This is a genomic window from Mesorhizobium quangtriensis (assembly GCF_040081925.1).
Lineage (GTDB): Bacteria > Pseudomonadota > Alphaproteobacteria > Rhizobiales > Rhizobiaceae > Mesorhizobium_K > Mesorhizobium_K quangtriensis.
The window spans coordinates 360,874-377,220 of the sequence record NZ_JBEBMF010000003.1; the positions used below are offsets into that span (position 1 = coordinate 360,874).

General features: G+C 59.9%; 22 protein-coding genes and 1 pseudogene. 15 read left to right on the plus strand and 8 right to left on the minus strand.

Features of this window, described 5'->3' with window-relative positions:
* Positions 1–137 precede the first annotated feature (137 nt).
* The 8 genes from sufB (at position 138) to ABMA32_RS17525 (ending at position 6,724) form a co-directional block, all read left to right on the plus strand.
* Positions 138–1,658, plus strand: coding sequence for a Fe-S cluster assembly protein SufB (sufB, locus tag ABMA32_RS17490; RefSeq protein ID WP_349015091.1), 1,521 nt, complete (start codon positions 138–140; stop codon positions 1,656–1,658).
* Positions 1,658–1,981 carry a hypothetical protein gene (locus ABMA32_RS17495; RefSeq protein WP_349015092.1) on the plus strand — a complete coding sequence of 108 codons (324 nt, stop codon included), beginning with the start codon at positions 1,658–1,660 and terminating at the stop codon, positions 1,979–1,981. The genes sufB and ABMA32_RS17495 overlap by 1 nt, the downstream gene beginning before the upstream one ends.
* 203 nt (positions 1,982–2,184) lie before the next feature.
* Positions 2,185–2,940 carry a Fe-S cluster assembly ATPase SufC gene (gene sufC, locus ABMA32_RS17500; RefSeq protein WP_349015093.1) on the plus strand — a complete coding sequence of 252 codons (756 nt, stop codon included), beginning with the start codon at positions 2,185–2,187 and terminating at the stop codon, positions 2,938–2,940.
* A gap of 4 nt (positions 2,941–2,944) precedes the next feature.
* Positions 2,945–4,213, plus strand: coding sequence for a Fe-S cluster assembly protein SufD (gene sufD / locus ABMA32_RS17505; RefSeq protein ID WP_349015094.1), 1,269 nt, complete (start codon positions 2,945–2,947; stop codon positions 4,211–4,213).
* Positions 4,206–4,598: a VOC family protein gene (locus tag ABMA32_RS17510; RefSeq protein WP_349015095.1), complete on the plus strand. Its 393-nt coding sequence runs from the start codon at positions 4,206–4,208 to the stop codon at positions 4,596–4,598. The genes sufD and ABMA32_RS17510 overlap by 8 nt, the downstream gene beginning before the upstream one ends.
* On the plus strand, positions 4,591–5,832 hold the full coding sequence (locus ABMA32_RS17515) for a cysteine desulfurase (protein WP_349015096.1): 1,242 nt from the start codon (positions 4,591–4,593) through the stop codon (positions 5,830–5,832). Before ABMA32_RS17510 ends, ABMA32_RS17515 begins: the two co-directional genes overlap by 8 nt.
* Before the next feature lie 5 nt (positions 5,833–5,837).
* Positions 5,838–6,251 carry an SUF system Fe-S cluster assembly protein gene (locus tag ABMA32_RS17520; protein ID WP_349015097.1) on the plus strand — a complete coding sequence of 138 codons (414 nt, stop codon included), beginning with the start codon at positions 5,838–5,840 and terminating at the stop codon, positions 6,249–6,251.
* 11 nt (positions 6,252–6,262) lie between these two features.
* Complete coding sequence (locus tag ABMA32_RS17525) at positions 6,263–6,724, plus strand: DMP19 family protein (RefSeq protein ID WP_349015098.1); 462 nt, start codon at positions 6,263–6,265, stop codon at positions 6,722–6,724.
* 111 nt (positions 6,725–6,835) lie between these two features.
* On the opposite strand, the gene ABMA32_RS17530 is transcribed toward ABMA32_RS17525, so the two are convergent.
* Positions 6,836–7,327, minus strand: a complete 492-nt coding sequence (locus tag ABMA32_RS17530) for an EF-hand domain-containing protein (protein WP_349015099.1) — start codon at positions 7,325–7,327, stop codon at positions 6,836–6,838.
* An 80-nt stretch (positions 7,328–7,407) separates the two neighbouring features.
* On the opposite strand from ABMA32_RS17530, the gene ABMA32_RS17535 reads away from it, so the two are divergent.
* Complete coding sequence (locus ABMA32_RS17535; RefSeq protein WP_349015100.1) at positions 7,408–7,626, plus strand: glycine zipper domain-containing protein; 219 nt, start codon at positions 7,408–7,410, stop codon at positions 7,624–7,626.
* Positions 7,627–7,684: 58 nt separating this feature from the next.
* Here ABMA32_RS17535 and ABMA32_RS17540 read toward each other — a convergent pair whose 3' ends face one another.
* The gene (locus ABMA32_RS17540) at positions 7,685–8,005 is read right to left on the minus strand and encodes a DUF1236 domain-containing protein (protein WP_349015101.1); all 321 of its coding nucleotides are present in this window, start codon (positions 8,003–8,005) and stop codon (positions 7,685–7,687) included.
* A 221-nt stretch (positions 8,006–8,226) separates the two neighbouring features.
* On the opposite strand from ABMA32_RS17540, the gene sufA reads away from it, so the two are divergent.
* From sufA to ABMA32_RS17555, 3 genes and pseudogenes are all read left to right on the plus strand, one after another.
* Positions 8,227–8,613: a Fe-S cluster assembly scaffold SufA gene (gene sufA, locus ABMA32_RS17545; RefSeq protein ID WP_349015102.1), complete on the plus strand. Its 387-nt coding sequence runs from the start codon at positions 8,227–8,229 to the stop codon at positions 8,611–8,613.
* On the plus strand, positions 8,614–9,027 hold the full coding sequence (locus ABMA32_RS17550) for a hypothetical protein (protein WP_349015103.1): 414 nt from the start codon (positions 8,614–8,616) through the stop codon (positions 9,025–9,027).
* 64 nt (positions 9,028–9,091) lie between these two features.
* Positions 9,092–9,178, plus strand: a pseudogene (locus ABMA32_RS17555) (Fe-S cluster assembly scaffold SufA); the annotation flags it as partial.
* An 885-nt stretch (positions 9,179–10,063) separates the two neighbouring features.
* Here ABMA32_RS17555 and ABMA32_RS17560 read toward each other — a convergent pair.
* Together ABMA32_RS17560 and ABMA32_RS17565 are read right to left on the minus strand one after the other, a co-directional pair.
* Positions 10,064–10,393: a hypothetical protein gene (locus tag ABMA32_RS17560; protein ID WP_349015104.1), complete on the minus strand. Its 330-nt coding sequence runs from the start codon at positions 10,391–10,393 to the stop codon at positions 10,064–10,066.
* Complete coding sequence (locus ABMA32_RS17565) at positions 10,360–10,857, minus strand: GFA family protein (RefSeq protein WP_349015105.1); 498 nt, start codon at positions 10,855–10,857, stop codon at positions 10,360–10,362. Before ABMA32_RS17565 ends, ABMA32_RS17560 begins: the two co-directional genes overlap by 34 nt.
* Before the next feature lie 97 nt (positions 10,858–10,954).
* Between ABMA32_RS17565 and ABMA32_RS17570 the strand changes: the two genes are divergently transcribed.
* On the plus strand, positions 10,955–11,317 hold the full coding sequence (locus ABMA32_RS17570; RefSeq protein ID WP_349015106.1) for a TfoX/Sxy family protein: 363 nt from the start codon (positions 10,955–10,957) through the stop codon (positions 11,315–11,317).
* Here the strand turns inward: ABMA32_RS17570 and ABMA32_RS17575 are convergent, their stop codons facing one another.
* The 3 genes from ABMA32_RS17575 to ABMA32_RS17585 all read right to left on the minus strand — a co-directional run bounded on the left by ABMA32_RS17575 (position 11,318) and on the right by ABMA32_RS17585 (position 14,414).
* On the minus strand, positions 11,318–12,241 hold the full coding sequence (locus ABMA32_RS17575) for a pseudouridine-5'-phosphate glycosidase (RefSeq protein ID WP_349015107.1): 924 nt from the start codon (positions 12,239–12,241) through the stop codon (positions 11,318–11,320).
* Positions 12,238–13,191, minus strand: coding sequence for a carbohydrate kinase family protein (locus ABMA32_RS17580; RefSeq protein WP_349015108.1), 954 nt, complete (start codon positions 13,189–13,191; stop codon positions 12,238–12,240). The genes ABMA32_RS17575 and ABMA32_RS17580 overlap by 4 nt, the downstream gene beginning before the upstream one ends.
* 194 nt (positions 13,192–13,385) lie before the next feature.
* Positions 13,386–14,414: a hypothetical protein gene (locus ABMA32_RS17585; RefSeq protein WP_349015109.1), complete on the minus strand. Its 1,029-nt coding sequence runs from the start codon at positions 14,412–14,414 to the stop codon at positions 13,386–13,388.
* A gap of 95 nt (positions 14,415–14,509) precedes the next feature.
* Here ABMA32_RS17585 and ABMA32_RS17590 point away from each other — a divergent pair, with 95 nt between their 5' ends.
* Complete coding sequence (locus tag ABMA32_RS17590) at positions 14,510–14,809, plus strand: hypothetical protein (RefSeq protein WP_349015110.1); 300 nt, start codon at positions 14,510–14,512, stop codon at positions 14,807–14,809.
* 193 nt (positions 14,810–15,002) lie between these two features.
* A complete protein-coding gene (locus ABMA32_RS17595) occupies positions 15,003–15,257 on the plus strand; it encodes a hypothetical protein (RefSeq protein ID WP_349015111.1) in 255 nt (84 codons plus the stop codon).
* 29 nt (positions 15,258–15,286) lie between these two features.
* On the opposite strand, the gene ABMA32_RS17600 is transcribed toward ABMA32_RS17595, so the two are convergent.
* Positions 15,287–16,177 carry an IS1595 family transposase gene (locus tag ABMA32_RS17600; RefSeq protein WP_349015112.1) on the minus strand — a complete coding sequence of 297 codons (891 nt, stop codon included), beginning with the start codon at positions 16,175–16,177 and terminating at the stop codon, positions 15,287–15,289.
* Positions 16,178–16,347: the final 170 nt, after the last annotated feature.

Consider the following 16,347-nt stretch of genomic DNA (forward strand, 5'->3'; position numbering starts at 1 on the left):
TGCGGAAAGGTGCCATGCCGTTCCGCCGGGTGATTTCCGTGAAGGAACACCCTATATGAGCCTTGCGTCGCCGGCTGGCGGCGTCACGACTTGAGAACTGCCGGGCCTTTAACCCGGCGAGGATTGGAGAGTGTGATATGCCTGCTGTGCAGGAAACGATCGACAGCGTCCGCAAGATCGACGTCGATCAGTACAAATACGGCTTCGAGACGACGATCGAGACCGACAAGGCGCCCAAGGGCCTGTCGGAGGACATCATTCGTTTCATCTCCGCCAAGAAGGGCGAGCCCGACTGGATGCTGGAATGGCGTCTGCAGGCCTATCGCCGCTGGCTGACGCTTGAGGAGCCGACCTGGGCGCGCGTCGACTATCCGAAGATCGATTTCAACGACATCTATTATTACGCAGCGCCGAAATCGACGCCCGGCCCCACCTCGCTCGACGAGGTCGACCCGGAGCTTCTCAAGACCTACGCCAAGCTCGGCATCCCGCTCAAGGAGCAGGAAATCCTTGCCGGCGTGAAGAAGCCTGCGAACGGCGACGCCTTTCTGGATGAAGCGAACGACAACGCCGCGCCGCGCCGTGTCGCGGTCGACGCCGTATTCGATTCCGTCTCCGTCGTCACCACCTTCAAGGATGAATTGGCCAGGGCCGGCGTCATCTTCTGCTCGATCTCGGAAGCAGTGCGCGAACATCCCGAGCTGGTGAAGAAGTATCTCGGCACGGTCGTTCCGACGACGGACAATTTCTATGCGACGCTGAACTCGGCTGTCTTCACCGACGGCTCCTTCGTCTTTGTGCCGAAGGGCGTCCGTTGCCCGATGGAGTTGTCCACCTACTTCCGCATCAACGAGAAGAACACCGGCCAGTTTGAGCGCACGCTGATCATCGCGGAAGAGGGCGCCTACGTCTCCTACCTCGAAGGCTGCACCGCGCCGCAGCGCGACGAGAACCAGCTTCACGCCGCCGTGGTCGAACTGATCGCGCTTGACGACGCTGAGATCAAATACTCGACCGTCCAGAACTGGTATCCCGGCGACGCCGAGGGCAAGGGTGGCATCTACAACTTCGTCACCAAGCGCGGCGACTGCCGTGGCGACCGCTCCAAGATTTCGTGGACGCAGGTCGAGACCGGCTCGGCGATCACCTGGAAATACCCGTCCTGCATCCTGCGCGGCGACGACAGCCAGGGCGAGTTCTATTCGATCGCCGTGTCGAACGGCTACCAGCAGGTCGACTCCGGCACCAAGATGATCCACCTTGGCAAGAATACGCGGAGCCGCATCATCTCGAAGGGCATCGCCGCCGGCTTCAGCCAGAACACCTATCGCGGCCAGGTCTCGGCCCACCGCAAGGCGACCGGCGCGCGCAACTTCACCAACTGTGACTCGCTGCTCATCGGCGACCAGTGCGGCGCGCATACCGTGCCCTACATGGAAGCCAAGAACGCGACCGCCAAGTTCGAGCACGAAGCCACCACCTCGAAGATTTCCGAGGACCAGAAGTTCTACGTCATGCAGCGCGGCATCCCCGAAGAGGAAGCCATCGCGCTCATCGTCAACGGCTTCGTCAAGGACGTCATCCAGCAACTGCCGATGGAGTTCGCCGTCGAGGCGCAGAAGCTGATCGGGATCAGTTTGGAGGGCTCGGTCGGCTGATGGTCGATTTCGCCAAGACAATCAACGCGAAAACGCCGGAGGAATTCCGTGATCGCATGGTTGCGCTTGGCGCCAACCCGATCGAGACGATTAAGGAAGTGCGTCGTCGCTTTGGACTTGAGCTGGAGCCAGCGCGAGAGTTGGTCGTGACGCCACATGAGATAGACGTCTTTCTCCGGGCAAATCTCGAACGCGGCGTTGAACGTGTTGGAGCGAAGAGGCTGCTGCAACATGTCTATGGTTGCGCCGGTATTGATGCGATCCGCCTCGTCGATGAAAGCGGTCTTTGGCCGATTTCACTTTCGAGAGGGGATCGGAATTAGTTTGGAAGGTAGCGTGGGATGATGCCTATTGTGGCCGTCATTCCGGGGCCGCGCAGCGGAACCCGGAATCCAGAGCGTCGATAGTAAAATGGAATGCCCATCCGAAGGAATTCGGATGCAGTTGTAGATTGACCAGGGCCAGTGCTCTGGATTCCGGGTTCCGCTTCGCGGCCCCGGAATGACGGAAGAAAGAGACGAAACGAATGCTTGAAATCAGAAACCTCCACGCGAAGATCGCGGACACCGACACGGAAATCATCCGCGGCCTGAACCTCACCGTGAAAGCCGGCGAGGTCGCCGCCATCATGGGGCCGAACGGCTCGGGCAAGTCGACGCTGTCCTACATCCTTGCCGGCCGCGAGGACTACGAGGTCACCGAGGGCGACATCCTCTACAACGGCGAGTCGATCCTCGACCTCGATCCGGCCGAGCGCGCCGCCAAGGGCATCTTCCTCGCCTTCCAGTACCCGATGGAGATACCGGGCGTGGCGACGATGGAATTCCTGAAGGTCGCGATGAATGCGCAGCGCAAGGCGCGCGGCGAGGAGCCGCTTTCGGTTCCTGACTTCATCAAGCGCGTGAAGCAGGCCTCCGGCGAGCTCTCCATGGACATGGCGATGCTGAAGCGTCCGCTCAATGTCGGTTTCTCCGGCGGCGAGAAGAAGCGCGCCGAGATCCTGCAGATGAAGCTGCTCGAACCGTCGCTGTGCGTGCTCGACGAAACCGACTCCGGCCTCGACATCGATGCGCTGAAGATCGTGTCCGACGGTGTCAACGCGCTGCGTTCGCCCGACCGCGCCTTCGTCGTCATCACCCACTACCAGCGCCTGCTCGAGCACATCGTGCCTGATAGCGTCCACGTCCTCTATAAGGGCCAGGTCATCAAGACCGGCGACAAGAGCCTCGCGTTCGAGCTTGAAGAGAACGGCTACGCCGGCGTGATCGGAGAGGCGGCCTGAACCGATGAACGTCCACGCCCAACCCCAGCTCACGCCGGCCGAGACCGCGCTGGTCGACGCCTTCGGCGAGCGGCTGTCGCTGCTTCCCGGCGATGGCGCGGTCATGGTCCGCCGCGACGACGCCATCGAGCAGATCAAGGCAGGCCTGCCGACCAAGCGAGTCGAGTCCTGGCACTACACAGACCTGCGCCGCCTGCTGACATCGGTCCCGGCCTTTGATGAAACCGCAAAGGCCAAGGCAGTCCAGCCGTTGCTGAAGGGCTCGGCGGTTTTCGCCGTACTGAACGGCGTGGCCTCCGACAAGACCGAGATGGTCGAGGGCGTCACGGTCCAGCGCGTCGCCGACAAGCTCATTGACGGAAGCTTCGCCGAAGCGCTCGCGCCCCTCGGCGATGACGATGCGATCGGCGCGCTGAACTCCGCCTTCGCCGCCGACGGCTATTTCGTCGATATCGCCGATGGCACGCAGCTCGCAGACCCCATCGAACTGCAGAACGTGCAGGCGGGTGGACAGGTGCATGTGCGCCTGCCGGTGCGCGTTGGCAATGCCGCAAAGGCTGTCGTCGTGGAACGACAGACCGGAACCGGCGAGGCCTTCGCGACGTCGGTTGCCAATGTCACGGTCGGCGACGGCGCCGAGCTTGTCTGGCTGATCGTGCAGGAGCAGCCGGATGGCGCGACCTATCTCGGTCAGTTCAACGCCTGGATCGGCAAGGACGCCAAGCTCACCGTCTTCGTCATGAACGCCGGCGGCAAGCTCGTGCGGCAGGAAATCAATGTTGCTGCCAAGGGTGAGGGCTCGACCTTCACGCTGCGCGGCATCAACCTGCTGGCCGGGGACACGCATACCGACGTCACAATGGTGCTCGACCACGCCGTGCCGCACACCGAGTCGACGGAAGTCATCCGCAACGTCGTCACCGGCAAGGCGCGCGGCGTCTTCCAGGGCCGCATCAACGTGCACCAGTATGCCCAGAAGACCGATGCGAAGATGGCCTGCAACACGCTGTTGCTGTCCGACGACGGCGAGTTCTCGACCAAGCCGGAACTCGAGATTTTCGCCGACGACGTCCAGTGCGGCCACGGCGCGACCGTCACCGAGATCGACCGCAACCATCTCTTCTATCTGATGGCGCGCGGTGTCGAGGAAAAGACATCGCGGGGCCTTCTGGTGAAAGCTTTCGTCGCCGAGGTTATCGAGGAACTGGAAGACGAGGCCATCGTCGAGGCGCTGGAAGCGCGTCTGGACGCATGGTTTGCGGAACATGGCTAGGACGGCGACCAGCCTCGATCACTGCGTCATCCATGTCTCCGACTGGAACAAGGCCGTGCATTTCTATACGCGCGTCATTGGGGCGGAGGCTGTTCCGGCAAAGGGCGGTGGTTTCGTTTTTCGCCTGGGTTCTGAGCAACTCAACGTCCACGGGCCCGACAAGAAGGGCGATCCGCTTGCGCGTATCCCGGTCGCACCAGGAAACAGTGATCTCTGCTTCCGGTGGGATGGGCCGATTGAAGATGCAGTGCGCCATCTCGAAGACGAGGGCATCGCGATAGAGCTGGGTCCGATCGCACGTTATGGCGCTTTGGGTGATGGAACCAGCGTCTACTTCCGCGATCCCGATGGTTCACTCATGGAGTTCATCAGCTACTATGGATAAGCTGGTCGAAACCGCCCCCTACGACGTCGAGGCGATCCGCCGCGACTTCCCGATCCTGTCGCGAGAGGTCTACGGCAAGCCGCTCGTCTATCTCGACAATGGCGCGTCTGCCCAGAAGCCTCAGGTCGTGCTTGACACCATCCAGCACGCCTATGCCAACGAATACGCCAATGTCCATCGCGGCCTGCATTTCCTTTCCAACGCCGCGACCGATGCCTACGAGAAGTCACGCGAGACGGTACGCCGCTTCCTCAACGCGCCGTCCGTGGACAACATCGTCTTCACCTCCAACTCGACCGCCGCCATCAACACGGTCGCCTATGGGTTCGGCATGCCGAACATCGGCGCCGGCGACGAGATCGTCATCTCCATCCTCGAGCACCATTCCAACATCGTTCCCTGGCATTTCCTCAGGGAACGGCAGGGCGCGAAGCTGGTCTGGGTGCCGGTGGACGATCTGGGCGCCCTGCACATCGAGGAATTCGAAAAGCGCCTGACTGACCGCACGAAGCTTGTCGCCATCACGCATATGTCGAACGCGCTCGGCACCGTCACGCCCATCAAGCAGATCGTCGAGATCGCCCACGCGAAGGGTATCCCGGTGCTGGTCGATGGCAGCCAGAGCGCGGTCCATATGCCCGTGGACGTTCAGGACCTCGACTGCGACTTCTTCGTCTTCACCGGCCACAAGGTCTACGGCCCGTCTGGTATCGGCGTGCTGTACGGCAAGGCCGACATGCTGGAGCGCATGCGGCCATTCATGGGTGGTGGCGAGATGATCGAGGAGGTCACGGAAGAAAACGTCACCTACAACGCTCCGCCGCATCGCTTCGAAGCCGGCACACCGCCCATCGTCCAGGCCATCGGGCTCGGCGCTGCGCTCGAATACATGGAATCAGTCGGTCGCGACCGCATCGCCGCGCATGAGGCCGACCTGAAAGAGTACGCCCACGAGCGCCTGCGCTCAATCAACTCCCTGCGCATCTTCGGCGATGCGCCGGGCAAGGGCGCGATCGTCTCCTTCGAGCTTCAGGGCATCCATGCGCACGACGTGTCGATGGTCATCGACCGGCAGGGCGTCGCGGTCCGCGCCGGCACCCATTGCGCCCAACCGCTGTTGAAACGGTTTGGCGTAACCTCTACATGCAGGGCATCGTTCGGCATGTATAATACCCGCGCAGAAGTCGATGCGCTGGTCGAAGCGCTCGAAAAGGCGAGAAAGTTCTTCGGGTGAAAGCGATGGAAGACACGAAGGTCCCGACCGATACGGGTGACGCAGCCGCTGGCGAGCCTGTTGTCGCGGGAGCGTCCGCGCCCGCTCAGGTGTCGGCGATCCCCGCCGAGGAACTGGCGCGCCTCACCGACGACATCGTCGGTGCGCTGAAGACTGTCTATGACCCGGAAATCCCCGCCGACATCTACGAACTCGGTCTGATCTACAAGATCGACATCGAGGACGACCGCATGGTCAAGATCCAGATGACGCTCACCGCCCCCGGCTGCCCCGTCGCCGGCGAGATGCCCGGCTGGGTCCAGAATGCGGTGAGCGCGGTGGAAGGCGTCTCCGACGTCGATGTCGAGATGGTCTTCGACCCGCCCTGGACCCCCGACCGCATGTCGGAAGAGGCCCAGGTCGCGGTGGGGTGGTATTGAATAAGCCTCATATGGAAATCCTCGGCGAGATTTTTACTCGCTGGAGGGATCACAATGAAGCGCTAGGGTTGGCTTCCGACTACGATCGTTTTCTTGGCCAATTGCCGGAAGATGTCGTCAACGTCATCGCAGTCGAATGCCTCTTCGGCGAGATGCTGAACGGCGGCTTCGATGTCTATTTCTCGAACTCCGGCGGGCACACCATCGGCGATGCTATTCGCGGCATGATAGCAATGGGGCTGGCGGAGTACGCGGAGATCGCACGTGAAGCGCTCGCCGTGATGGGAGATAAATTCGTCATGGATCGCGCGGAACGGTGCGACCGGATGTATGCCGACACACCGGGTTACGGATCGACAGACATCTTCGATCATCTGGATGACCGGTTCTACGACCTGGAGGCGGCTGACAGCAAATACTCAGCCACTATCGAAGAATACGCTGTCAACGCATTGAGACGCTATCAAAACTGATGGAGTGTTGAGTCGGCAAGACGCCCGACTGGAGGCCCAGGTCGCGGTGGGGTGGTATTGAACCCTTGAAGGCGGCGTCCCGTCGTATGTGACGGGACGCGCGTTTTTGGATTAATCCTGCATCATCTGTTCGAAGCGCTTGCCGTGCCCGCGCGGACCGTGATCGTCCGCCCGGCCACCCTTGCGGAAGTCCTTGCCGGCCCGCATCTCGCGCCGGTCCAGTTGGCCGTCGTCATTGGCGTCGAGCAGCGCGAAGCGCTTTGCCTTGTGCTTCTCGATCTCTTCGAGCGTGACCTTTCCGTCGCGGTTGAAATCGAATCTTCGCTCCATCCGGTCGGCTGTTCTTTTCACAAGCTGCGCCAGTGCATGGGCCTCGATCTCCGCGCGGGAAAGGATGCCGTCGCCATCGGTGTCGGCGGCTTTCAGGTCCTCCATCCGCGAGAACTTGTCGAGGTCGATCGGCTCCCTGTCGAACTTGCCGTTCTGGGAACCGGCTGGTGCTTCTACAGAAGGTTGTGCCACGTCATCGGTGGATTGGGCGAAAGAATATCCGCCGGAGATCGCAACGGACGATGCCGCGAGGACAATGATGAGTTTTCGCATCTTTTTTACTCCATTTATTGACTGCATGTGAGTGCCGTCGAACACAACGCGGAGTATCCAGTTGAGCAAATGAACTGAAAATGAATACCACGATTAAACATCAGCAATGTCGAATTTGCCACAAGATTATCTCTGCCTATATCCCTCCGATGCAGAGAGAATTCACGGGTATTGCAATCGGCACGGTCATTGGCGTCAGCATAGGCCTGGCGTTCGACAACATCGTATTGGGTATCGGCGTCGGCATCGCGATAGCGATCGCGGCGGGCTTGGTATTTCGATCATCGGGAACTCGATGAGGAGTGCCGACAACAGGAGGGGCGCTTGACGTGCCCCTCCTTCGTCGCGTTAAACGCGTTATTCGAGAATGTAGACGACCTGCCTGGTCGCCGGATCGATCAGGGCGGTCCGCCCGTCCACCACGACATACTCGTAGCTCCTGTCCGGCAGGGTGTTTTCCTGCAGTGCGCCGGGCTTGAAGACGTCGGGAATGACCGCGCCCAGCACCAGTTCGAAATTTGACGGCCGTTCAACGACCTCGACTGGATGTGCTTTGACGTATTCCCTTACGATCACTTCTTCTTCCGGGGTGATGATCACCGTATCCTGTGCGTGAGCGGCGAAAGCGCCGCCTGCCGCTATGACGCTGGCGGTAATGAGGGTGCGAAGCGTGTTCATTTCATTCTCCAATTCTGCTCTCGCACCATGCAGCCGATGTGACGCCTGGTGCTTTGTCCGCCCGGCAATGAAAGCGGAACGGAGCGCGTTGGTTCCCCAGAGTTGAAAAGTGTAACAGCCGGTAACGTTGCCGCATGGCTTGCAGCGGATGGGCATTGTCACCATTTTAGAGTATCACGAAACATTCTCCGGGCCTGGAACCCGTTGTTTTGGAGACTGACATGGGCCGTTTCACTGTCATTTCGATGACCGACGCCGCGTCCGAGCGCGTAAACGAGATCGTCGCCGCCCGCGAGGACGCGATGGGCATTCGCCTCGGCATCAAGAAGGGCGGTTGCGCCGGCATGGAATATACCGTTGATCTCGTGACCGAGCCCAAGACAGGCGACGATCATGTCGAGCGCAACGGCGCTCATGTGTGGGTTGCACCGGAAGCCGCGCTGTTCCTCCTCGGCACCGAGATGGATTTCGAGAAGACGACGCTGCGCACCGGCTTCACTTTCCGCAATCCCAACCAGAGCTCCGCCTGCGGCTGCGGCGAATCCGTCGAGCTCAAGCCCGCCGACCTCAAGGCGCTCGCCGAGGCGAGGGCTGCGAGCGCGGCCTGAGTGGCCGCCGCATCATTGCGTGAACGTTTGCGAGTTCCTGCTTGGCTCGCTTTCTGCGTGTTGTCAGTATGCACCGTTGTCTGGATAGGTCCGCTTGACGACATTCCGGCCGGAGTCGTCTTTTTTCTCGGCCTGTCCGCTGCTTTTGCCCTGCTCCTTGAACTTGGCTGGACGATCAAATTGTACACCCGCGAAATCTACTCGTGGGATGCCAACCGGGCGATGTCAAAGAAAACGCCGCTTTCGATCAATGTCGCGATTATTCTATATTTGTCGGTGACGATCTTTGTTCTCCGAAGTTTTTTGCTCAGCAGGCCGCTTGAGCCTTTGGATGCGCGATATGCACTTTTGGCGCTGGGGGCCTTGTTAGGGGCGCTTGTTTACACGGCGGCGAGAAAAGTGCGCGTTGAATAGTAGTATTAGTCGTACGCCGGCGGCAACGGCATATGATGCGACGGGGTCATCTTGTCCCTCATGCTCAGCCTGCGGCTGCGGCGAGTCCGTCGAACTCAAGCCCGCTGACCTAAAGGCGCTCGCCGAGGCCCGCGCGGCCAGCGCGGCCTGAAAGTTCCACTCAACTCTGTCCCAGCCTGCCGCCGCCTGTCAGGGCGCCATAGTCTGTGCGGTGCACCCAAATGTCTTCGGACCCCGGCGGGTGTCGGTACGCCTATGGTTTCGAAAAAATAGCGTACCAGACCGGCCTCGCTCGCGATTTCATAGGAATGAACGTCAACCGTCGGAAATGCCTGGCAAAACAGCTCGAGTTGGCGTTCGTATTCGAACCATACGCTGAAAGCCTCGAGGAACTGATCGAACGACCCGTTCCACTTTTCTCGCCTGATCAATTCCGCGAAGAGTGAGCGCGCAAAATCCACCTTGTCGCGAAACCAGACGACCACGCGGACATCGAACCCGGCGAGCACTGTGGCAACGGTCTGGACATATCGCTTTCGCCTGTCCCAATAGTCACCGACATCGGAAAAATCGAACATGTCGGCGCCGTCGATATGACGGTAGATCGGCTCCGCACTGATTAGCAGTGTGTCGTCGTCCTTTCCGAGCGACGCCGCGTGGTCGATGAATGACGCAGACCTTTCAAGCTCCCGCCGATCTGTGCAGGTCAGCCCGTGCGACCATTCATGGTGCGGCATGCGATTGCTGTAGACCGGGCCGCCGGCAGGGTAGACCAGTCCCCGTTCCCGAAGCCATTCCCGGTTGACCGCCAACGCCTTCTGGATGCTTGTCGTTCCGGTCTTGTGGGTACCGATATGCAGGATCAGCTTTCGCATTGCCGCACCCTAGACCGCATGTTGCTGGCGCGAAACGACCTCTGCCCCTCGCTTGGTCGTTGCCGTTGCACTCCGTCGAAAATGAAATCCGCTGACCTCAAGGCGCTTGCCGAGGTCCGGTGCGCCACACGGCAGGTTCGGACTAGAGCGGATGAACAAAGCTATTCGTAATTCAGACTACTTATCAGAACACGCGCCATCGACTTCAATGATATCGAGCCATCGCGTACCTCGAAAGGCGTAATATCCATCGTGTCGGTCATAAACGCTGACATGCTTTCGAGATAGGCTGGCGTCCATGGATTTTCGATTTCTAGTTCGCCCTTCTCTGCAGCGGCAGACATGTCACGGACCCAATCGATGAAATCGTCCAAAGTTTCGATTTTATCGATGCGGTCGAAAAGGATATCGAATGGAGCGTCATCTTCCATTTCCTCGCCCGTTGTTGATGTCACTTTTATTCCACCCACATCTTCGTCCGTTTGTGCCATTCGGCGATTGATTCCTCCGGATAGAGATCGAAGGCTTTGTCGCCCCTTCTTATATCCGGCTCGACCCAGTTTGCCTTGTACTTCAGCATGATGTGCACGCGATGCTTCGGTTTCGGCAAGTCGCTGTCGATGGCCGACGCAAACGGGTGCACCAGGTCCGGCCATGTCGGATCATAGAGCCACAGCGCGGAGCCGCATTTCCGGCAATAGTTGCGCTCGCCGGTCGATGTCTCGCAATGCGGCCGCTCGTCGTCCTGGATTTCGGCCCGATAAACGCCGATCGAACGCTTGCCCTTGATCTTCAGCGTCTCGGAAATCGCGCCGAGGTTGATCGCATACCCGCCGCCGCCCTGCTGCTTGCGGCAGATCGAGCAGTAGCAGAGCATGAACGGTGCGGGCGTATGGCTCTCGACCTCGAAGCTGACAGCGCCACAGTGGCACGATCCCTTGAGCAGCACGGGCATGCGGTAAACTCCACGCGTGAGAACGATGTCAGCAGCATATGGGGCAGGGGCGGGGCCAGGCAATGACAGGTGCTGCGGCTGCTGCCATACTCCCTCGATGGACAATGATCGCATCCACGAACTCCTCGCCGGCGTCGGGCCGGTGAGCATCCGAAAAATGTTCGGCGGCAAGAGTATCTACCGCGACGGCTTGATCTTCGCGATCGACCTCGACGACGAATTGATGTTCAAGGCCGACGAGACTTCCGTACCGGACTTCTTGGCCGCCGGCTGCCGGCAATGGGTCTACACCCATTCCAAAACCGGCAGGGTCACCCCGATGCCCTATTGGAGCATCCCTGACGAAGCGCTCGACGATCCCGACGAGATGACACCGTGGGCGCGCAAGGCGATTGAGGCTTCGGTCCGGGTCGAGGCCGTTAGGGTCCCAAAAAGAAAAACGAAGCGAAAAAAGGCATAATCAGCCAGCCAGCGCCTTGGCGATCCGTGCCGCAATGCGCGCATTGTTCTCGACCAAGGCGATGTTGGTCTTGAGGCTCGCGCCGTCCGTCAGTTCGAGAATTTTCGCCAGCAGGAACGGCGTCACCGCCTTTCCCGCGATATTCTGCTCCTGCGCCGCGCGATGCGCCGCCTCGATGTACCCTGCCATCTCTTCGGCCGGAATCTCGTCGCTTTCCGGCACCGGGTTGGCGACCAGCAGGCCGCCGTCCAGCCCCAGCCTGCGCCTAGTCTCGAACAGCCGCGCGATGTCCTCCGGCTTCTCCAGCCTGAGCGGCGCACGGAAGCGCGACTCCCGCGACCAGAAGGCGGGCATCAAATCAGCCGCCAGCGCCACGACGGGCACGCCGCGCGTCTCTAGCACCTCCAGCGTCTTCTCTATGTCGAGGATCGCTTTCGCTCCGGCCGACACCACAATCACAGGCGTCCGCGCCAGTTCGTCGAGGTCGGCCGAGATGTCGAATGTGTCCTCCGCGCCCTTGTGCACGCCGCCGATGCCGCCCGTCGCAAACACCTTTATGCCCGCCATGTGCGCGCAGATCATCGTCGCGGCGACGGTGGTACCGCCCGTACGCCCCTGCGCCACTGCGAAGGCGAGGTCGGCCCGCGACAGCTTCATCGCCCCCGACGTCATCGCAAGCGATTCCCGCTCGCCGTCCGACAGGCCGATCTTGATCCGGCCGCCGATCACCGCGATCGTCGCCGGAACCGCGCCCTCGTCGGCGATGATCTTCTCGACATCGGCCGCCATCACGCTGTTCTGCGGATAGGGCATCCCATGCGTGACGATCGTGCTTTCCAGCGCCACGACCGGCCGTCCGGCCGCAAGGGCGGAGGCCACGGAAGGCAGGACGTCGACGTAAGCGCGGGCGGTGTCTGGGGTCATGGCTTGCTCCTTGGCATTTCAACCGCCTCCGGCACAAGGGCCAGCATGTCGCGGAGCGCCGGCTGCGACAGGTCCGGCACGGCGTCCGGCGTCTCGATCGCCAGCAACGCCGCCGCGACGCCTTCGCGCAGGGCGACGTCCATCGGCCTGTCGTGCAGGATTGCGACCGTCATGGCCCCAGCCAGCGCATCGCCCGCGCCGGTAACGTCGGCCACCCGTCGCGGCGGCGGCGGTGTTACCACGATGGTTTGGGAAGCGTCGAACGCCGTAACCGGCCTGTCACCATGCGTGATGACCCCGCGACCGAGGCCCAAACCGCGCAGGGCTTCAACCAGATCCGCGATGGGCGCACCACTATCGACACCAGCGATCGCCGCGGCCTCGCGGCTGTTCATGTAGAGGCAGGTCAGCGCCTGCAGCATGCCAGCCAGCCGCACCGCCTTGGCGGGCGATATGGCGATCGCGAAGAGCGGCTTGCCGGCGGCAAGCGAGGCGAGCTTCTCCAGCCCGGCCGCCGGCACGTTGGCGTCGCAGAGAATGGCATCCCCCGCAGCGACCTCCTCGCGCACCTTGGCGCGCCGCAACTGCTTGGCAAAGGCGATCTCGTAGAGCTGCATGTCGGCCAGCGCCGCAATCACGTCGCCCGCAGCGTCGAGCAGCGCCGTGTAGCTCGGCGTCGAGCGGTCGAGGAAGACCGCCGAGAGGTCTTCGATCCCTGCCTCTGCAATCGCGCGGGCAACCGTCTCGCCGGCCCCGTCGCCACCGCGCATCGACAGCATCGCCCCTCGCGCGCCCAGCCGCACGGCCGAGCGCAGCGCGTTGAACGCGCCACCGCCGACATCCTCGCGCATGGTTCCCGGTATGGACGCGCCCGGAATGAACGGGCTCGTCATCTGCCCGCGCCGGTCGATATGCGCGCCGCCGACGGCGAGGATTTTTGGAACTGTCATTAGTGGTAGGCCCGGGTTTTGCCGGAGATTATGTCCGGGGCAGGCACCCCGCAACCACACCTCGATTCGGGCAGCGTTGTCGCCGTCGGTTCTCGCAAGGAGATACATCCTGATGCGGTCGGATGTATCCCCTTGAAACATGTAAGCGGATTGAGCTTCTAACCCTACTGGGTTTGATGATTCTGCTGGGTGCCTCAGCCAACGGATTGGCAGCGCGGCATCAAGGAAACTTTGATCGCATCAAGGATAGTTGCGTCTGGGCTGTTTGGGGCGGTGATCTTGTACAGATCGGTCGCGGCTCCACATGCGCCAATAGCGGTATGGAACGCTGTCTCTTGCCCCTTGGTTCGGTAGATGACGCATATGAATACGTGGAGGTTCAAACCGATAGCTTCCTGAGGAGTAATTTCAGGCAAATCCTCGGTCATACCGAACATGTGCTCAACCTTGTTCGGGAAAACAATCTTGTTCCCGAAGCGCCATTCCTTCTTAGCACCAGTGAGTTCGCTGGCCATTGTGTCGAGCACATCAACCTTAGCATTCGTCATTTGGCTGGTTGCCAACCTCACTTCAAGCTCGACGTCGAAAGCGGGCGTCTTCCCGACATTTTTGACTGTCAGTTCGACCCTGAGGTTTATGCGCTTGCCCCCATGCGAAAACAAATGAACGGAAGGCTCACTTTCTATGGTCAGCCAAGGACGGTTCTCAACGACCCATCGGATGTCGGAAGCTTCGTTGGCCCGTCTCGCTTCATCTGCCGAATTCTGTGCAGCAATAGCGGCGCGGGCAGCTTGGCGGTTGCCGTGAGCGGCTTGCGCAGTGACTTTCCGAGCTTCGCGCAGGTTGAGAATGACATACCAGATACCCACCCCAGACAACCCGGTTTGGACGATACCAAGGGCAAAGATCATAAAGGCCCAAAAGGCCATATCCTTCTGGGCTTTCAAATCCTCGTTGGTTGCTTGCTCGCGATAGTAGGATTCCAGGGCCTGCGATACACAAGCACGGAAAGCGGCTCCCGAAATGCCTTCACAGGATGCTGCTGCTTCATTGGCGGCGTGCTGTCGATCTTGCTCGGCATTGCGCTGATAAGCGGCATTAACCTCGTGTACTTTGGCGTACTCTGAGATGGTTACGCCAGCCAACAAGATGCCAAGAAACAGGCACACCCCCAACCCAACTGTTGCTAGCGCTGCGCTTCCGAGCCAGTCGCGGTTGGACATGATTGCTTCCCCCGATCTTGCGCAATTTAGCGTGAGTCGAGGTATTTCTCAGAATCGTGTTATTGATGCGCCATCGCTAAAGGATTGGACGCGTCATGAAATACGAACCCCGCAATGTTTCGGACGACGAACTGGAAACCTCCTACACCGTTCCAACGGCGATCTCGAATACGTTCGTTTTGAGAGACATAGGGAATGGAGCAATTCGAATAGCCTTTGGGGAGCGGAGGGACCCGAATTCGCCCGCGCATTATCGCGTGGCGCTAGCCCTGCCACGGGAACAAGCCTTCGAGCTAAAGCTAATTCTCGGCAAGCTTTTAGAGCAGTACGAACCAGAGTTGGAAAAGGATTTCGAGCAGCGATTAGCGGAGCTAAACCGTGGCAAATCCGCGTAAGCAACCCGCTTCCTACGGAAACACATCCCCTCGTTTCCAAGAGGGGCCACAGGGTGCGTCAGGCCCTGTTGTCCCCGTTCAGCGTGAGCAATCAGCAGCGTTTGGGAACAATCAGGGGGGCATTACTGTGACGCACACAAAGCGCGCCCTCAAATCTTATAATTTCACAGATTCCGATTTGGATACTATCGGGTTGACCAACATTGTTTCGGCGTCAGCATTCTCGTTCGCCGCCGCCGTGGCGACATTTTGTATCGACATCAATAAGGATATGATCCTAGCGGGAGGTGGGGCTCCAGCCGCCGCCTCTGCCTTGCAGTTCACGGTAAATTGGCTGGGCATCCCGTTGGCCATCATTTTGGTGTTGGTCGGGATTGTCGCGCAAGTGAAGCGAGGGGCCGTAATCGAGCGCGTGATGCGAGAAAGCCAGAATGCTGACGGACAATGAACGTTTTAACCGCCTGCTAAAAGCCATGGTCACGTATCCGCATAAGGACGCGGGAACGAGCGCAAAAGAACGTCGAGCATCACGTGAGGCTGCTTCCGGAAGTTCTGGCGATACTCAAACTCCCAAAGGTACGTCTGGAGCCACTTCTTCGAAACCGACACGTAAGTCCCGCGCATAGAGCGCTTCACGTGCGACCAGAAGGCTTCAATCGTGTTGGTGTGGACCTGTCCGTTCACATACTGCCCTTCACGATGGTTGATCGTGCCATGAAGGTAGCCATTTTCGGATAGGTCTCGGAACGCGCCAGCTTCGTCCGTAGCGATACGGGAACCGCCCTTAACCCACTGGAAGATGGCCGGGAGAACCTGACGAGCGCCCTTGGAAGGCAGAACGCGGGTGATGACCTCACCGCCGCGTTCGATCATGCCAAGCACGACCGACTTGTCGTCCTCGCCTTTCTTGTCCTTGCCGCCATAGAACATCTTGTCGGCTTCCACGATCTTGCCGTCAGGACCACCAAGCGGCGTGTCGCCGTCAACGTAGCCCATATACTGGCGGATCAGGTTGCACATGCGCCAAGCGGTTTTGTAGGTCACGCCGATAGTGCGCTGGACTTCCTTGGCCGACACGCCGTTGCGGGACGTGCAAAACAGGAACATGACGGTGAACCAATCGCGCAATGACGTGCGCGTGTTCTCAAACGGCGTCCCTGCGGTCGGATAGACCTGATAGCCGCAGAAATCGCATTCGTAGCAGCGGCGCGACTTCACGCGATGGAAGTTCGCCAGCTTGTCGCACTTGGCGCAAACGTGGCGCTTTCCGTAGCGTGTTTCCATCAGGTGTTCGAGGCACGAATCATCTGTCGGAAACTGTTCGAGGAACTGCTTCAGGGTCGGGATTTTGGGTTGTTTCGTGCTCATAGAGAAACATATAGCAAATCAGCTTACATGTTTCAAGGGGATACATCCGGATGCGGTCGGATGGAATAAAAAAAGAACAAATGCAATAAATCGTTATTTTTCAATAATTTGAGACCTATTGCAAAAATAGAACAAACCATGTACATAAGACAAAAGGAAGCAGCGTTCCG

Coding starts and splice junctions, on each gene's coding strand:
- ABMA32_RS17560 (WP_349015104.1), bottom strand. CDS start 10,393: ATGGCACAAACGGACGAAGATGTGGGTGGAATAAAAGTGACATCAACA.
- ABMA32_RS17535 (WP_349015100.1), top strand. CDS start 7,408: ATGAATACCACGATTAAACATCAGCAATGTCGAATTTGCCACAAGATT.
- ABMA32_RS17590 (WP_349015110.1), top strand. CDS start 14,510: ATGAAATACGAACCCCGCAATGTTTCGGACGACGAACTGGAAACCTCC.
- ABMA32_RS17570 (WP_349015106.1), top strand. CDS start 10,955: ATGGACAATGATCGCATCCACGAACTCCTCGCCGGCGTCGGGCCGGTG.
- ABMA32_RS17510 (WP_349015095.1), top strand. CDS start 4,206: ATGGCTAGGACGGCGACCAGCCTCGATCACTGCGTCATCCATGTCTCC.
- ABMA32_RS17525 (WP_349015098.1), top strand. CDS start 6,263: ATGGAAATCCTCGGCGAGATTTTTACTCGCTGGAGGGATCACAATGAA.
- ABMA32_RS17495 (WP_349015092.1), top strand. CDS start 1,658: ATGGTCGATTTCGCCAAGACAATCAACGCGAAAACGCCGGAGGAATTC.
- sufD (WP_349015094.1), top strand. CDS start 2,945: ATGAACGTCCACGCCCAACCCCAGCTCACGCCGGCCGAGACCGCGCTG.
- ABMA32_RS17600 (WP_349015112.1), bottom strand. CDS start 16,177: ATGAGCACGAAACAACCCAAAATCCCGACCCTGAAGCAGTTCCTCGAA.
- ABMA32_RS17520 (WP_349015097.1), top strand. CDS start 5,838: ATGGAAGACACGAAGGTCCCGACCGATACGGGTGACGCAGCCGCTGGC.
- ABMA32_RS17580 (WP_349015108.1), bottom strand. CDS start 13,191: ATGACAGTTCCAAAAATCCTCGCCGTCGGCGGCGCGCATATCGACCGG.
- sufC (WP_349015093.1), top strand. CDS start 2,185: ATGCTTGAAATCAGAAACCTCCACGCGAAGATCGCGGACACCGACACG.
- ABMA32_RS17565 (WP_349015105.1), bottom strand. CDS start 10,857: ATGCCCGTGCTGCTCAAGGGATCGTGCCACTGTGGCGCTGTCAGCTTC.
- ABMA32_RS17540 (WP_349015101.1), bottom strand. CDS start 8,005: ATGAACACGCTTCGCACCCTCATTACCGCCAGCGTCATAGCGGCAGGC.
- ABMA32_RS17575 (WP_349015107.1), bottom strand. CDS start 12,241: ATGACCCCAGACACCGCCCGCGCTTACGTCGACGTCCTGCCTTCCGTG.
- ABMA32_RS17530 (WP_349015099.1), bottom strand. CDS start 7,327: ATGCGAAAACTCATCATTGTCCTCGCGGCATCGTCCGTTGCGATCTCC.
- ABMA32_RS17585 (WP_349015109.1), bottom strand. CDS start 14,414: ATGTCCAACCGCGACTGGCTCGGAAGCGCAGCGCTAGCAACAGTTGGG.
- ABMA32_RS17515 (WP_349015096.1), top strand. CDS start 4,591: ATGGATAAGCTGGTCGAAACCGCCCCCTACGACGTCGAGGCGATCCGC.
- sufB (WP_349015091.1), top strand. CDS start 138: ATGCCTGCTGTGCAGGAAACGATCGACAGCGTCCGCAAGATCGACGTC.
- sufA (WP_349015102.1), top strand. CDS start 8,227: ATGGGCCGTTTCACTGTCATTTCGATGACCGACGCCGCGTCCGAGCGC.